Origin of the sequence: Streptomyces sp. NPDC001594, from assembly GCF_042893675.1 — a bacterium.
Taxonomy (GTDB): Bacteria; Actinomycetota; Actinomycetes; order Streptomycetales; family Streptomycetaceae; genus Streptomyces.
On record NZ_JBIAVB010000018.1, the window covers coordinates 43,637 to 57,395 of the forward strand.

Here is a 13,759-nt window from a genome sequence, read left to right on the forward strand (position 1 = left end):
CTAGCTCCCCGTGCTTCGGTACGAACGGACCCCCGCGCGCCAGGCCAGCGACGCGGGCAGGAACACCGCGAAGGCCACCAGCGGGCTCAGGTACGCGACCCACCCCGGCAGCCCCAGCGGATCGGGCCGCCCCAGCACGTGCAGCGCGGGCAGCCAGTTGACGAAGGCCAGCGGGACCACGAAGGTCACCCCGCGCAGCAGCTCCTTCGCGAACACCGTCGGCGGGTACTGGAGCATCGTGCAGCCCCCGTACGTGAAGGAGTTCTGCACCTCCGCCGCCTCCCCGGCGACGAACTGGAAGGCCGCCCCGGCCACCAGCACCCCGCCGAAGATCCCCGCCCCGGCCACCACCATGACCGGCACCAGCAGCACCTTCCCCGGCGTCCAGTGCACGTCGAGCACCGCCAGCGCCCAGCCCAGCACCCCCAGCCCCTGCGCGATCCGCCCCAGCCGCCGCAGCGCGAACCGGTCCGCGGCCACCTGCGCGAGCAGCGGCACGGGCCGTACCAGCATGGTGTCGAGGGAGCCGTCGCGGATCCGGGCGCCGACCCGCTCGGTGTTGCCGAGCAACAGGTCCGCCAGCCCGAGGGAGGCGGAGCAGGCCCCGTACAGCAGGGCGATCTCGGGCAGCGTGAAACCGCCGAGCGCGCCCACGTGGGAGAACATGACGGCGATCGCGACGAAGTCCAGCACCGTGATCGCCGCGTTCCCGAAGGTGGCCAGCAGGAACGACATCCGGTACGTCATCGTCGAGCGGATCCACATCCCCACGATCAGCCCGTAGCCGCGCAGCCCCTCGCGCAGCCGGCCGGCTGGCCCCGGCGCGGGCTCGTACCGCCCGGGCCGGCCCGCCTCCGCAGGCGCCGCCACCGTCACCTCAGCCACCCTGGACCACCACCTTCCGCGTGGCCGCCGCCTGCACCAGCCGCCCCGCACCCAGCAGCCCCACCGCCCACACGGCCTGGAAGCCCAGCGCCCGGACCGCTCCCCCGGACCCGGCGTGGGTGCCGAGCAGCACGTCCAGCGGGACCTGGAGCATCGCCGCCCACGGCAGCAGCCGCACCACCTCGCCGAAGCCGCCGGGGAAAACGGTCAGCGGCAGCAGCATCCCGGAGAAGAAGACGGTGACGACGGTCGCCACCATGTTGACGCCCGACCCGTCCAGCAGCCAGAACGCCGCCAGCGCCAGCAGGTACCGCACCCCGAACCCGACGACCAGCCCGAGGGCGACCGACAGCAGGAACAGCAGCCAGCGCAACGGATCGGACGGCAGCGCCAGGGTGAACGCGCACGCCCCCGCCACCAGCGGCAGCAGCCCGCGCCCCAGCAGCTGGAAGCCCGCACGGCCGAGGTCGGTCGCCAGCCACCAGGCCTGCAGGTCGGCCGGGCGGTACAGATCGACGGCGATGTCACCCGTACGGATGCGCTCTTGGAGCTCCTCCTGGAACCCGCCCCCGATGAGCGAGCAGGCCGCCAGCAGGGACTGGCTGACCCAGACGAAGGTGAGGGCCTGCGCCTGGTCGTAGCCGCCGAGGTGGGGGCGCTCGTCCCACAGGGCGACGTACGTGTACGCGACGATGAAGCCGAAGACGGTGTTGGTGAAGACCCCGGCGGCGGTCGCCGTGCCGTAGGCCGCGAAGCGCCGGAAACCGCCCGCCGCGACGGCCAGATAGAGCCGCACCGTATCCCTCCGTTTCCCACGTCGTTCCTACGTCGGCCAAAGCGGGCGAGCTTAGTGCGGAGGGGCGAGCCACGCGACCGTTTTACGCCCGTCCGGAGCGGATCCAGCGGCCATCGGGTAGACACCATGAGGTACGGATGTGGATATTTCACACGGTCACGAGGAGTCCCGGCGATGAGCGGCAGCGGCCCGAGCGAGGGCAAGGCCAAGGGGAAACGCAAGCGCACCGGATGGCGGCGCCTCGTCCCCACCTGGCGGATGGTGCTGGGCGGGATCCTGCTGCTCCTGCTGCTGGTCGGCGGCGCGCTCGTCGCCGGCTACCTGCTGGTCGACATCCCCCCGGCCAACGCGGCCGCCACCGCCCAGTCCAACGTGTTCCTCTACGCCGACGGTTCCCAGCTCGCCCGCGACGGCGAGGTCAACCGCGTCAACGTGCCGCTCTCCCAGGTCCCCCGCAGCGTCCAGGAGGCCGTACTGGCCGCCGAGGACCGGGACTTCTACTCCGAACGGGCGGTGGACCCCAAGGCGATGATCCGCGCCGCCTGGAACACCGCCACCGGCAAGGGCACGCAGTCCGGCTCCACCATCACCCAGCAGTACGTCAAGAACTACTACCTGGGCCAGGAGCAGACCATCAAGCGGAAGGCCAAGGAGTTCTTCATCGCGATCAAACTCGGTCGTGAGAAGTCCAAGGACTACATCCTCGAAGGCTATCTGAACACCAGTTACTTCGGCCGCAACGCCTACGGCATCCAGGCCGCCGCCCAGGCCTACTACGGCAAGGACGTCAACAAGCTCACCACCCCCGAGGGCGCCTACCTCGCCACCCTCCTCAACTCCCCCAGCGCCTTCGACGTCGTCTCCCACCCCCAGAGCCGCGACCGCGCCCTCGCCCGCTGGAACTACGTCCTCGACGGCATGGTCAAGAAGAAGTGGCTGACCCCCGGGGAACGGGCCGCGGCCCGCTTCCCCGAGCCCGGCAAGGTCCGCGCCGCCGCCGGGCTCTCCGGCCAGCGCGGCTACCTGGTCGAAGCCGTCAAGGACTACATCACCGAACACAAGATCCTCGACGACAAGACCCTCGCCGAGGGCGGCTACCGGATCACCACCACCCTCGACAAGCGCCGCGAGAACGCCTTCGTCGACGCCGTCCAGAAGCAGATGGTCGACAAGCTCGACCCGGCGGCCCGCCCGGCCGACAAGGTGGTGCGCGCCGGCGGGGTCTCCATCGACCCGGCCACCGGCAAGGTCGTCGCCATGTACGGCGGCATCGACTACACCAAGCAGTACGTCAACAACGCGACCCGGCACGACTACCAGGTGGCCTCCACCTTCAAGCCGTTCGTCTTCGCCTCCGCCGTCGAGAACGACTCCCGCACCCAGGACGGCCGCCGGATCACCCCGAACACGATCTACAACGGGGACAACCGGCGCCGCGTCGTCGGCACCCGCATCCCCTACGCCCCCGAGAACGAGGGCCAGCAGTCCTACGGCCAGATCACCGTCAACACAGCGACCGACCTCTCCGTGAACACCGTCTTCGCCCAGATGGTCGTCGACGTCGGCACGGCGAAGGTCAAGCAGACGGCCATCGCCCTCGGCCTCCCCGAGGACACCCCGAACTTCGACGCCGTCCCGGCCATGGCGCTCGGCACCATGCAGGCCAGCGTGCTGGACATGACCCAGGCGTACGCGACCCTCGCCGACCACGGCCGGCGCACCCCGTACACCCTCGTGGAGAAGATCACCAAGGAGGACGACACCCTCCACCTGCCCGACCGCAGCCCCCAGCAGGCCGTGAGCCGCGAAGCCGCCGACACCACCACCTCCATGCTGGTCAGCGTGGTGGACAACGGCACCGGCACCGAGGCCCTCGCGGCCGGCCGGCCGGCGGCGGGCAAGACCGGCACGGCCGAGCAGGACCGCGCCGCCTGGTTCGCCGCGTACACCCCCGACCTGGTGACGGTCGTCTCGATCATGGGCCAGGACCCCGACTCGGGCACCCTGGAGCCCCTCTACGGGGCCCTCGGCGAGCCGCGCCTCGGAGGCGGCGGCTACCCGGCGCGGATCTGGGCGGCGTACACGAAGAAGGCCCTGGAGGGGACGGAGCCGGCCGACTTCGACCTGGACCTCCAGCCGGGCGCGGCCCAGCCCCCGCCGCCCGCGCCCACCACCCCGCAGCAGCCCCAGGGCAGCCGCCCGCCGTGGCTCCCGGACCAGACCGGCCGCCCCAACCCGCCCAACGGGGGCCAGGACAACGGCGGCCAGAACCAGGGCGGTCAGAACAACGGCGGCCAGACGAACGGCGGCCAGAACAACGGCGGCCAGACGAACGGCGGCCAGAACACGGGCGGCCAGACGAACGGCGGCCAGACCAACGGAGGCCAGACGAACGGGGGCCAGACCAACGGCGGGCAGACCAACGGAGGCCAGACGAACGGGGGCCAGACCAACGGCGGCGACACCACGGGCGGCGGCGGCGAAACCACCGGCGGCCAGACCAACGGCGGCGGCCTCGCCCCGCGCCGCCGCCCGCCGTCGGTGTTCCTCGAATGACGGTCAGTGCCCGGAGGTGGCCTTCAGCCCCACCACCGCGACCAGCAGCAGGCAGATGAAGAAGATCCGGGCGGCGGTGACGGGCTCCCCCAGCACCGCCATGCCGAGCACCGCCGCACCGGCCGCACCGATGCCCACCCACACCCCGTACGCCGTACCGATGGGCAGGGTCTTGGCCGCGTAGGACAGCAGCACCATGCTGGCGACGATCCCGGCACCGGTGAAGAGGGACGGCCACAGCCGGGTGAAGCCGTCCGTGAACTTCATGCCGATCGACCAGCCGACCTCGAGCAGACCGGCGACGAGAAGAAGAACCCAGGCCATGACGGCACCTCCGGAACGAGAGCGAACGGGGTGCGTCGTCTTTGCGTCCAGCTACCCGGTACGGCGCGTCTCGTCGGGGCGGTTCCCCACCACCGTAGCAAAGGGCAGGCAAAAGGGCCGGTGACCATGGTCACCAGCCCTTCCTTCCCTCCCTAGAGGTACAGCCCGGTGGAGTCCTTCGACCCCTCCAGCCGCTCCGCCGCCACGGCGTGCAGGTCCCGCTCGCGCATCAGCACGTACGTCGCCCCGCGCACCTCGACCTCGGCACGGTCCTCGGGGTCGTACAGCACGCGGTCGCCGGGCTCCACGCTCCGTACGTTCTGCCCGACCGCGACCACCTCGGCCCAGGCGAGCCGCTTGCCCACCGCGGCCGTCGCCGGGATCAGGATCCCGCCGCCCGAGCGCCGCTCGCCCTCGGGGGTGTCGGACTTCACGAGCACGCGGTCGTGGAGCATGCGGATGGGCAGCTTGTCGTGGGTGGTGTTCTCGCTCACGCCCCGAACCTACCTGCCCCCGCGCGCCGCGCACCCCTGAGGGTCGCCATCACCGCGGACGTCACCGCTTGCGGCGCGCGGAGACCACGAGCAGCCCGACCACGCCGACCGCGAGCAGCGCGACGGGGGCGATCCGCTCGAGGCGCGGGGCGCCGTCCTCGTGGCGCAGGCCGTCCTTCACGTCGGTGATCAGCCGGTTGACGGCCGCGACGGCGCGCCCGGCGGTGTGGTCGACCGTCGAGGCGACCCTGGCCTTCGCGTCCCCGATGATCGTCTGCGGATGCATGCGCACGCCGATCTCGTCGAGCGTCTCGGCGAGCTGCTCGCGGCGGCGGACGATGTCCGCCTCGATCTGTGCGGGGGTCCTGGCTTCCGGCACCGCGCTGCCTCCGTCGTCGTGTCTCGTCTTGTGGGCTTGATCCGTCATGGACAGTCTGTCAGCTAAGTCAGCTTAGGCTCATGCCGTACGGATCCCCTCCCGAGGAGAGCACTGACATGAGCGAGCGACTCCAGCCGGGCGACACCGCCCCCGCCTTCACCCTGCCCGACGCGGACGGCAACGAGGTCTCGCTGGCCGACCACAAGGGCCGCAAGGTGATCGTGTACTTCTACCCGGCGGCCCTGACCCCGGGCTGCACGAAGCAGGCCTGCGACTTCACGGACAACCTGGACGTCCTGGCCACGGCCGGCTACGACGTCATCGGCGTTTCCCCGGACAAGCCGGAGAAGCTGGCGAAGTTCCGCGAGCAGGAGAACCTGAAGGTCACCCTGGTCGGCGACCCGGAGAAGGAGGTCCTGGCGGCGTACGGGGCCTTCGGCGAGAAGAAGCTGTACGGCAAGACGGTGACCGGGGTCATCCGCTCCACGGTGGTCGTGGACGAGGAGGGCAAGGTCGAGCACGCCTTCTACAACGTCAAGGCGACGGGCCACGTAGCGAAGATCATCAAGGACCTGGCCATCTGACCCCGCCCCACCCCCACGAAACGGCCCGCACCCTCCCGGTGCGGGCCGCTCCGCTTATCGGACGAATCCCGCCGCAACCGTCCGGCCACCGGTTCGTTACTCCATGCGAGGGCCGCACGCGTGGCCGAGAACGGGAGGTGGCGGCGATGCCGGTCAGTCCGTACACGAAGGAACGCCTCGCGGAGGCGGCGGGCGCGGCCCGGACGCTGAGCGAGGCGTTGGAACTGCTGGGGGTGGAACCACGCGGCACATCCCGCCGCTACGTGCGCGACCGCATGCGCAGGCTCGGCATCGAGATCTCCCACTTCGAGAGGGAGGGGGTGAAGTGGACCAAGGAGGTCTTGGCCGAAGCGGTCGCGGCCTCGTCGAACATGTGCGACGTACTGCGGCGACTGGGCCTGGACGTCGTGGGTGGCCACCATACGTACATCAGTCGGCGTGTGCGGGCGCAGGCCATAGACACCTCGCACTTCACCATCCCTTCGCCGGCCGGTCGGCCCAAGACCCGGCGGACTCCGGAGACCCTGCTGGTGGTGCAGGAACCGGGCAGCGCACGCCGCGTCCCGGGTGACCGGCTCAAGCGCGCCATGGGGTCCTGCGGGGTGCCGGAGCGCTGCTCGAAGTGCGGCACTGAAGGGATGTGGCGCGGCTACCCGCTCCCCCTCGAGGTGGACCACATCGACGGCGACTGGCGGAACAACCGGCTGGAGAACCTTCGCCTGCTGTGCCCGAACTGCCACTCCACGACGGACTCGTACCGAGGCCGGGCCAAGCGGCGGACGGCGTGAACGGCTCCCGTTCCGAGCAGCCCCGCCGACGCGGCAGCCGATCCCGGCCGGACCCCGCGGCGATACGCGACGCGGTCGCCGAGTCCCGGTCCCTGGCCGAGACACTGCGGCGGCTGTCTCTGCCGGACTCCGGCGGGCAACGGGCAAGGCTGCGGGCATGGGTGCACGAGCAGGGACTCTCGACCTCCCATTTCCTGGGGCAGGCGCATCAACGCGGCAAACCCGGCACCGTTCCGCTCAAGCCCCCAGAGGAAGTCCTCGTGCTCCACACCGCAGCGCGGCGCACGAAAACCGAGCTCTTGCGCCGCGCCCTTCGCGCGATCGGCGTGCCTGAGTGCTGCGCCGAGTGCGGAACCGGCCCGGAGTGGCTGGGGCTTGCCATGACCCTCGAGGTGGATCACATCAACGGCGACTGGAGGGACGACCGCCGCGAAAACCTTCGGCTGCTCTGCCCCAACTGCCACGCGATCACCACCACCTGGTGCAGAGGGGGACGCCGTCGGTCCGTCTGAGGAGTCCTTCACCGCGTCGGATGGTTGGCCGCTACCATGGCAGCATCTCGCGGCCGTGTCGTAACAGGCAGCCGAGCGGCGCTTAGAACGCCGTGGGAGAAATCCCGTGGGGGTTCGAATCCCCCCGGCCGCACCACACCGAAGGCCCCGCACGCAGCCGCGTGCGGGGCCTTCGGGCTGTTCGGCGGGCAGGGTCTCAGCCCAGCAGTTCCCGGAGGATCGGGATCAGGGCGCGGAAGGCCTGGCCTCGGTGGGAGATGGCGTTCTTTTCCGCGGGCGTGAGTTCCGCGCAGGTGCGGGTGTCGTTCAGGGGCTGGAGGATCGGGTCGTAGCCGAAGCCGCCGCCGCCCGACGGGGTGTGGCGGAGGGTGCCCAGGAGGCGGCCTTCGACCACGCGTTCGGTGCCGTCCGGGAGGGCCAGGGCGGCCGCGCAGAAGAAGTGGGCGCCCCGGTGTTCGTCGGCGATGTCGCCGAGCTGGTTGAGGAGCAGCTCCAGGTTGGCGCGGTCGTCGCCGTGGGCGCCGGCCCAGCGGGCCGAGAAGATGCCGGGGGCGCCGTTCAGGACGTCGACGCACAGGCCGGAGTCGTCGGCGATGGCGGGGTAGCCGGTGGCCTGGGCCAGGGCGTGGGCCTTGAGCAGGGCGTTCTCGGCGAAGGTGACGCCGGTTTCCTTGACGTCCGGGACCTCGGGGTACGCGTCGGCGCCGACCAGCTCGTGCGGCAGGCCGGCGTCGGCGAGGATGGCGCGGAGTTCGGTGACTTTGCCCGCGTTGCGGGTGGCGAGGATCAGGCGGGTCATGCCGCCATTATCCCGGCCGGGGCGGGCCGTCAGCCGGGGGTGCAGACCTTGGAGATCTCCGCGGCGGCGTCCGCGACCGGCTTGATGTCGGGGGCGGTGTTGCCCTGCTCCACGGAGGTGCGGACGTTCTGGACGGCCGTGGTCATGGAGTCGACGGCCTTGCCGAGGTCGGCGTTGCCGGTCTGGTCCTTGATCTTCTTCAGGTCGGTGTCGATCTGGTTCAGCGCGTTCTGGGTGTCCTGGACGCTGTTGCCGGCGTTGGAGACGGCCTGCTGGAGGTTGCTGACGCCGTTGGTGATGGCGACGGCCGTGTTGGCGCAGTCCATCGCGGTGGATATGGCGTCGCAGGAGGTGAGGGCCGGGACGGCGAGGGCGGCGGTGAGGGCGACGGCGGCCAGGCGGCGTCGGGGCTGGGTGGTGCGGTTCATTCGGTCCCCCCGAGGGTGTGGGTACGGGTACGGGCGCGCGGCCGTGAGACCGTGCGCCCGTACCGGCGTAGACGCGGGCCCGCCGCGCGCGGTTGCTACGGGAGCTGGAGGTCCAGGGCGCCGAGCTGGAGGGCCTCGAGGTCGGCGCAGCCGCCGGCGGCGAGGTCGAGGAGGGCGTTGAGCTCCTTGCGGTCGAAGGGCTCGCCCTCGGCGGTGCCTTGGACCTCGACGAAGCGGCCGTCGCCGGTGCAGACGACGTTCATGTCGGTCTCGGCGCGGACGTCCTCCTCGTAGCAGAGGTCGAGGAGGGGGACGCCGTCGACGATGCCGACGCTGACGGCGGCGACGGTGCCGGTCAGCGGCTTGCGGCCGGCCTTGACGAGCTTCTTCTTCTGGCCCCAGGCGATGGCGTCGGCGAGGGCGACGTAGGCGCCGGTGATGGCGGCGGTGCGGGTGCCGCCGTCGGCCTGGAGGACGTCGCAGTCCAGGACGACGGTGTTCTCGCCGAGGGCCTTGTAGTCGATGACGGCGCGCAGGGAGCGGCCGATGAGGCGGGAGATCTCGTGGGTCCGCCCGCCGATCTTGCCGCGGACGGATTCGCGGTCGCCGCGGGTGTTGGTGGAGCGCGGGAGCATCGAGTACTCGGAGGTGACCCAGCCCTCGCCGCTGCCCTTGCGCCAGCGCGGGACGCCTTCGGTGAAGGAGGCGGTGCAGAAGACCTTGGTGTCTCCGAAGGAGATGAGGACGGAGCCCTCGGCGTGCTTGCTCCATCCGCGTTCGATGGTGACCGGGCGGAGCTGTTCGGGCGTGCGGCCGTCGATGCGAGACATGGCTGTGAGCCTAGTCGCTGCCGGGGCGGGCCGGGTGACGGGCGGGGAGAGGCTAGGGGGCGGGGCGGGGGATACGGGTGGACCCCGTCCGGTCGCGCCGGTACGGGGTCCTGGTCATGCTCCGCGGGGGCGGATCACATCATGTCTTCGATCTCGCCGGCGATCGGGTCGGCGTCGGTGCCGATGACGACCTGGACGGCGGTGCCCATGCGGACGACGCCGTGGGCGCCGGCGGCCTTGAGGGCGGCCTCGTCGACGAGGTCGGGGTTGAGGACCTCGGTGCGCAGGCGGGTGATGCAGCCCTCGACCTCTTCGATGTTCTCGATTCCGCCGAGCCCGGCGACGATCTTCTCAGCCTTGGTGGCCATGTGTTTCTCCCTGAGTGTGGCGAAGAACGAGTCTCGGCGGCCGTAGCCAGCTGCGTCCGCTTCGTCACGGTAGCTCACGGTTGGCCTATCTACGCGAGCACGGGTCCGGGGCCTGCCGAATGATGACGATCAGCAGCACCCTGCCCCACAACTGGTCTACACCAGTGTGCCGTACGTGGTGCGGCTGCCAAAACGGGCCGGTCCAGGGAGGACGCGGATGAGCGCGAGCAGTGCCGAGGCGGCACCGCAGCCGAAGTGGTGGAGCGGTCTCTACCCGGGGCTGCAGAAGATGGGGCGCAGTCTGCAACTGCCGATCGCGGTGCTGCCGGCGGCGGGCATCCTCAACCGGCTGGGGCAGCCGGACGTGTTCGGCAAGGACGGGCTGGACTGGGCGTCGGTGGCCAAGGTGATGGCGGGTGCGGGCGGGGCGCTGCTCGACCCGGACCTGGGGCTTCCGCTGCTGTTCTGCGTGGGCGTGGCCATCGGGATGGCCAAGAAGGCGGACGGGTCGACCGCGCTGGCGGCGGTGGCGGGGTTCCTCGTCTACCGGGGGGTGCTGCACGCGTTCCCGAAGAGGTGTCCGCAGGGGACGAGGGACATCGCGGGGGGCTGTCTGACCTCGGCCGACACGTTCGCGGGGTACACGTACCAGAATCCGGGGGTGTTCGGCGGGATCGTGATGGGGCTGCTGGCGGCGTGGTTCTGGCAGCGGTACCACCGGGTGAGGCTGGTGGACTGGCTGGGCTTCTTCAACGGGCGCCGGCTGGTGCCGATCATCATGTCGTTCGTGGCGATCGCGTTCGCGGTGGTGTGCCTGTGGGTCTGGCCGCCGGTGGGTGACGCGCTGGAGCACTTCTCGGACTGGCTGATCGGTCTGGGGTCGTGGGGTGCGGGGATCTTCGGGGTGGCGAACCGGGCACTGCTGGTGATCGGGCTGCACCAGTTCCTGAACGTGCCGGTGTGGTTCCAGTTCGGTTCGTTCACGACGCCGGAGGGGCAGGTGAAGCACGGTGACATCAACATGTTCCTGGCGGGTGACCCGCACGCCGGCCTGTTCCTGAGCGGCTTCTTCCCGATCATGATGTTCGCGCTGCCGGCGGCGGCGCTGGCGATCACGCACTGCGCGAAGCCGCTGCGGCGCAAGGAGGTCGGGGGGCTGATGCTGTCGGTGGGGCTGACCTCGTTCGTCACGGGGATCACCGAGCCGCTGGAGTACTCCTTCCTCTTCGTCGCGCCGCTGCTGTACGCGGTGCACGCGGTGCTGACGGGGGTGTCGATGGCGGTGACGTGGGCGCTGGGGGTGCACGACGGGTTCAGCTTCTCGGCGGGTCTGATCGACTACGTCATCAACTGGGGGCTGGCGACGAAGCCGTGGCTGATCATCCCGATCGGGTTGTGTTTCGCGGTCGTCTACTACGTCATCTTCCGCTTCGCCATCACGGCGTTCGACATCCCGACGCCGGGGCGGGAGTCGGACGAGGAGATCGCGGCGATGCAGGCGGAGAACACCAAGGCGTAGCGAACGCGCTGGTTTGGGCGCGAACCGCCTTTCGGCACAGGCGAGGGCCTTCGGATCCGAGGATCCGGAGGCCCTTCGTCCTGTGGCCCAGGCCACACAAAATCGAAGGTTCCTTATCTAACCCCGACCGTGCTACAACTGGTCTACACCACCTAATGGTGTAGACCATGCAGCTGCCGAGCAGCCAGAGGTCTCTTCCGAGGACGCCGCCACCCCATTTTCCCCTGTCCCCTGGCAGCGCCTTGCCCACTGGAGGAAGCCCATGTCCACAGCGACCGCTGCGGAGACGAAGAAGAAGGGCGCTGGCGTGATGGCCGTCATGCAGCGCATCGGCCGGAGCCTCATGCTCCCCGTCGCGGTGCTGCCGGCCGCCGCACTGCTGGTCCGTCTCGGCGACAAGGACATGCTGGGCTCGGCCTCGATGCCGGAGTTCATCAACAAGATCGCCGGTTACATGTCCGCGGGCGGCGGCGCGATCCTGGACAACATGGCGCTGCTGTTCGCCGTGGGCATCGCGATCGGCTACGCGAAGAAGTCGGACGGCTCGACGGCCCTGGCCGCCGTCACCGGCTACCTGGTCTTCAAGAACGTGCTCGCCACCTTCACCGACTCCAACCTCCCCAAGGTCGCCAAGGCGATCGACGACAAGGTCGTCATGGTCGAGGCCCCGGTGGACGCCAAGGTGCTCGGCGGCGTCGTGATGGGCCTCGTAGTGGCCCTCATCTACCAGAAGTACTACCGGACCAAGCTGCCCGAGTGGGCGGGCTTCTTCGGCGGCCGCCGTCTCGTCCCGATCCTCTCGGCCTTCGCCGGCCTGCTGATCGGCATCGTCTTCGGTCTCATCTGGCCCGTCCTCGGCACCGGCCTGCACAACCTCGGTGAGTGGCTCGTCGGTTCCGGCGCCGTCGGCGCGGGCATCTTCGGCGTCGCCAACCGCGGTCTGATCGCGATCGGCATGCACCACCTGCTCAACTCCTTCCCGTGGTTCCAGGCGGGCGAGTACAACGGCAAGAGCGGCGACATCGCCCGCTTCCTCGCCGGCGACCCGAGCGCCGGACAGTTCATGACCGGCTTCTTCCCGATCATGATGTTCGCCCTGCCGGCCGCGTGCCTGGCGATCGTCCACTGCGCCCGCCCCGAGCGCCGCAAGGTCGTCGGCGGCATGATGTTCTCCCTCGCGCTGACCTCGTTCGTCACCGGCGTGACCGAGCCCATCGAGTTCACCTTCATGTTCATCGCGCCGGTCCTCTACGCCGTCCACGCGGTCCTGACCGGTGTCTCCATGGCCCTGACCTGGGCGCTGGGCATGAAGGACGGCTTCGGCTTCTCCGCCGGCGCCATCGACTACCTGCTGAACCTCGGCAAGGCCACCAACCCGGCCGGTCTGGCGCTGGTCGGCCTCTGCTTCGCGGCGCTCTACTACGTGATCTTCCGCTTCGCGATCACCAAGTGGAACCTCCCCACGCCGGGCCGCGAGTCCGACGAGGAGCTCGCCGAGCTGGCGAAGGCCGAGGCCAAGTAGGCCGGCCGGCCGGCCCCCGTGACGGCGTAGGCGGCACCTGCGCGACGAAAGCCCCCGTTCTCCCGAGTGGGAGAACGGGGGCTTTTTCCTTCGCCGGGCTCAGACCTCGTACACCGCGCCCGCGTGCGCGAGGTCGATGCGGCCGTCGTAGACCGCCTGGGCGTCCGCCAGGTTCTGTGCGGCGTCCGTCCACGGCGGGATGTGCGTCAGCACGAGCCGCCCGACCCGGGCGGCGTGCGCGTACTCCCCGGCCTCGCGGCCGTTGAGGTGGAGGTCCGGGATGGCCTCCTTGCCGTGGGTGAAGGAGGCCTCGCACAGGAACAGGTCGGCGCCCTCGGCCAGCGCCCCCAGCTCGGGGCAGACCCCGGTGTCCCCGGAGTACGCCAGCGCCCGGCCGCCGTGCTCGACGCGGATCCCGTACGACTCGACGGGGTGGCGGACCCGCTCGGTGCGGACGGTGAACGGGCCGATCTCGAAGCTGCCCGGCTTCAGGGTCCGGAAGTCGAACACCTCGCTCATCGAGCGCTCGTCCGGGACGTCCTCGTAGGCCGTGGTCAGGCGCTGCTCGGTGCCCTCCGGCCCGTACACGGGCAGGGGGGCGCAGCGGCCGCCCTCGTGCCGGTAGTAGCGGGCGACGAAGTAGGCGCACATGTCGATGCAGTGGTCGGCGTGCAGATGGCTCAGGAAGATCGCGTCGAGGTCGTAGAGACCGCAGTGGCGCTGGAGGGAGCCGAGGGAGCCGTTGCCCATGTCGAGCAGCAGCCGGAAGCCGTCGGCCTCTACGAGATAGCTCGAGCAAGCCGAATCCGCGGACGGGAACGACCCCGAACAGCCGACGACGGTGAGCTTCATGGAGCGTGAACCTCCGTGGACGGTCCGTGGACGGATTGCGGGCCGTGCGTGCGTCGAGCGTAAGGCGCGAAACCTCCGGTCGCTCCTCCGCGGCAGGCCGTTGTGGGGGGAATCACCTGTGCT

At 70.4% G+C, this 13,759-nt stretch carries 16 protein-coding genes, 1 tRNA gene and 1 riboswitch; of the genes, 7 read left to right on the top strand and 10 right to left on the bottom strand.

Annotated features, from left to right (window positions below; genetic code table 11):
* Both ACFY0O_RS30440 and ACFY0O_RS30445 read right to left on the bottom strand, forming a co-directional pair.
* Entirely contained in the window at positions 1–885 is an 885-nt protein-coding gene (locus ACFY0O_RS30440; RefSeq protein WP_388952535.1) for an ABC transporter permease, read from the bottom strand.
* The gene (locus tag ACFY0O_RS30445; RefSeq protein ID WP_388952538.1) at positions 878–1,681 is read right to left on the bottom strand and encodes an ABC transporter permease; all 804 of its coding nucleotides are present in this window, start codon (positions 1,679–1,681) and stop codon (positions 878–880) included. Before ACFY0O_RS30445 ends, ACFY0O_RS30440 begins: the two co-directional genes overlap by 8 nt.
* Positions 1,682–1,939: 258 nt before the next feature.
* On the opposite strand from ACFY0O_RS30445, the gene ACFY0O_RS30450 reads away from it, so the two are divergent.
* A complete protein-coding gene (locus ACFY0O_RS30450) occupies positions 1,940–4,237 on the top strand; it encodes a transglycosylase domain-containing protein (protein ID WP_388952822.1) in 2,298 nt (765 codons plus the stop codon).
* Between the two features lie 3 nt (positions 4,238–4,240).
* On the opposite strand, the gene ACFY0O_RS30455 is transcribed toward ACFY0O_RS30450, so the two are convergent.
* From ACFY0O_RS30455 to ACFY0O_RS30465, 3 genes are all read right to left on the bottom strand, one after another.
* On the bottom strand, positions 4,241–4,561 hold the full coding sequence (locus tag ACFY0O_RS30455; RefSeq protein ID WP_388952540.1) for a DMT family transporter: 321 nt from the start codon (positions 4,559–4,561) through the stop codon (positions 4,241–4,243).
* A 29-nt stretch (positions 4,562–4,590) separates the two neighbouring features.
* Positions 4,591–4,657: riboswitch (guanidine-III (ykkC-III) riboswitch) on the bottom strand.
* A gap of 56 nt (positions 4,658–4,713) precedes the next feature.
* On the bottom strand, positions 4,714–5,055 hold the full coding sequence (locus ACFY0O_RS30460) for a co-chaperone GroES (RefSeq protein ID WP_079427293.1): 342 nt from the start codon (positions 5,053–5,055) through the stop codon (positions 4,714–4,716).
* Between the two features lie 61 nt (positions 5,056–5,116).
* Positions 5,117–5,434 carry a DUF3618 domain-containing protein gene (locus tag ACFY0O_RS30465; RefSeq protein ID WP_388952824.1) on the bottom strand — a complete coding sequence of 106 codons (318 nt, stop codon included), beginning with the start codon at positions 5,432–5,434 and terminating at the stop codon, positions 5,117–5,119.
* 116 nt (positions 5,435–5,550) lie between these two features.
* Between ACFY0O_RS30465 and bcp the strand changes: the two genes are divergently transcribed.
* The 4 genes from bcp (at position 5,551) to ACFY0O_RS30485 (ending at position 7,454) form a co-directional block, all read left to right on the top strand.
* Positions 5,551–6,018: a thioredoxin-dependent thiol peroxidase gene (gene bcp, locus ACFY0O_RS30470; protein WP_388952543.1), complete on the top strand. Its 468-nt coding sequence runs from the start codon at positions 5,551–5,553 to the stop codon at positions 6,016–6,018.
* 146 nt (positions 6,019–6,164) lie between these two features.
* Positions 6,165–6,806: an HNH endonuclease signature motif containing protein gene (locus ACFY0O_RS30475; protein WP_388952546.1), complete on the top strand. Its 642-nt coding sequence runs from the start codon at positions 6,165–6,167 to the stop codon at positions 6,804–6,806.
* Between the two features lie 161 nt (positions 6,807–6,967).
* The gene (locus tag ACFY0O_RS30480) at positions 6,968–7,318 is read left to right on the top strand and encodes an HNH endonuclease (RefSeq protein WP_388952549.1); all 351 of its coding nucleotides are present in this window, start codon (positions 6,968–6,970) and stop codon (positions 7,316–7,318) included.
* 49 nt (positions 7,319–7,367) lie between these two features.
* A tRNA-Leu gene (locus ACFY0O_RS30485) sits at positions 7,368–7,454 on the top strand.
* A gap of 60 nt (positions 7,455–7,514) precedes the next feature.
* Here ACFY0O_RS30485 and rdgB read toward each other — a convergent pair.
* From rdgB to ACFY0O_RS30505, 4 genes are all read right to left on the bottom strand, one after another.
* Complete coding sequence (gene rdgB / locus ACFY0O_RS30490; protein ID WP_388952552.1) at positions 7,515–8,117, bottom strand: RdgB/HAM1 family non-canonical purine NTP pyrophosphatase; 603 nt, start codon at positions 8,115–8,117, stop codon at positions 7,515–7,517.
* Positions 8,118–8,146: 29 nt separating this feature from the next.
* Positions 8,147–8,545, bottom strand: a complete 399-nt coding sequence (locus ACFY0O_RS30495; protein WP_358895514.1) for a hypothetical protein — start codon at positions 8,543–8,545, stop codon at positions 8,147–8,149.
* A gap of 95 nt (positions 8,546–8,640) precedes the next feature.
* Entirely contained in the window at positions 8,641–9,375 is a 735-nt protein-coding gene (gene rph / locus ACFY0O_RS30500; RefSeq protein WP_358895513.1) for a ribonuclease PH, read from the bottom strand.
* A 134-nt stretch (positions 9,376–9,509) separates the two neighbouring features.
* Complete coding sequence (locus tag ACFY0O_RS30505; protein WP_358895512.1) at positions 9,510–9,821, bottom strand: PTS glucose/sucrose transporter subunit IIB; 312 nt, start codon at positions 9,819–9,821, stop codon at positions 9,510–9,512.
* Positions 9,822–9,960: 139 nt separating this feature from the next.
* Here ACFY0O_RS30505 and ACFY0O_RS30510 point away from each other — a divergent pair, with 139 nt between their 5' ends.
* Together ACFY0O_RS30510 and ACFY0O_RS30515 are read left to right on the top strand one after the other, a co-directional pair.
* The gene (locus ACFY0O_RS30510) at positions 9,961–11,262 is read left to right on the top strand and encodes a PTS transporter subunit EIIC (RefSeq protein WP_388952556.1); all 1,302 of its coding nucleotides are present in this window, start codon (positions 9,961–9,963) and stop codon (positions 11,260–11,262) included.
* Between the two features lie 262 nt (positions 11,263–11,524).
* Entirely contained in the window at positions 11,525–12,784 is a 1,260-nt protein-coding gene (locus tag ACFY0O_RS30515; RefSeq protein WP_388952558.1) for a PTS transporter subunit EIIC, read from the top strand.
* Between the two features lie 99 nt (positions 12,785–12,883).
* On the opposite strand, the gene ACFY0O_RS30520 is transcribed toward ACFY0O_RS30515, so the two are convergent.
* Positions 12,884–13,636 carry an MBL fold metallo-hydrolase gene (locus ACFY0O_RS30520; protein ID WP_388952561.1) on the bottom strand — a complete coding sequence of 251 codons (753 nt, stop codon included), beginning with the start codon at positions 13,634–13,636 and terminating at the stop codon, positions 12,884–12,886.
* Positions 13,637–13,759 lie beyond the last annotated feature (123 nt).

What these genes read in the sequence shown, in the direction of transcription:
- ACFY0O_RS30455 (WP_388952540.1), bottom strand. Translation starts at nt 4,561, where the DNA reads ATGGCCTGGGTTCTTCTTCTCGTCGCCGGTCTGCTCGAGGTCGGCTGG.
- ACFY0O_RS30510 (WP_388952556.1), top strand. Translation starts at nt 9,961, where the DNA reads ATGAGCGCGAGCAGTGCCGAGGCGGCACCGCAGCCGAAGTGGTGGAGC.
- ACFY0O_RS30520 (WP_388952561.1), bottom strand. Translation starts at nt 13,636, where the DNA reads ATGAAGCTCACCGTCGTCGGCTGTTCGGGGTCGTTCCCGTCCGCGGAT.
- ACFY0O_RS30450 (WP_388952822.1), top strand. Translation starts at nt 1,940, where the DNA reads ATGGTGCTGGGCGGGATCCTGCTGCTCCTGCTGCTGGTCGGCGGCGCG.
- rdgB (WP_388952552.1), bottom strand. Translation starts at nt 8,117, where the DNA reads ATGACCCGCCTGATCCTCGCCACCCGCAACGCGGGCAAAGTCACCGAA.
- bcp (WP_388952543.1), top strand. Translation starts at nt 5,551, where the DNA reads ATGAGCGAGCGACTCCAGCCGGGCGACACCGCCCCCGCCTTCACCCTG.
- rph (WP_358895513.1), bottom strand. Translation starts at nt 9,375, where the DNA reads ATGTCTCGCATCGACGGCCGCACGCCCGAACAGCTCCGCCCGGTCACC.
- ACFY0O_RS30515 (WP_388952558.1), top strand. Translation starts at nt 11,525, where the DNA reads ATGTCCACAGCGACCGCTGCGGAGACGAAGAAGAAGGGCGCTGGCGTG.
- ACFY0O_RS30475 (WP_388952546.1), top strand. Translation starts at nt 6,165, where the DNA reads ATGCCGGTCAGTCCGTACACGAAGGAACGCCTCGCGGAGGCGGCGGGC.
- ACFY0O_RS30495 (WP_358895514.1), bottom strand. Translation starts at nt 8,545, where the DNA reads ATGAACCGCACCACCCAGCCCCGACGCCGCCTGGCCGCCGTCGCCCTC.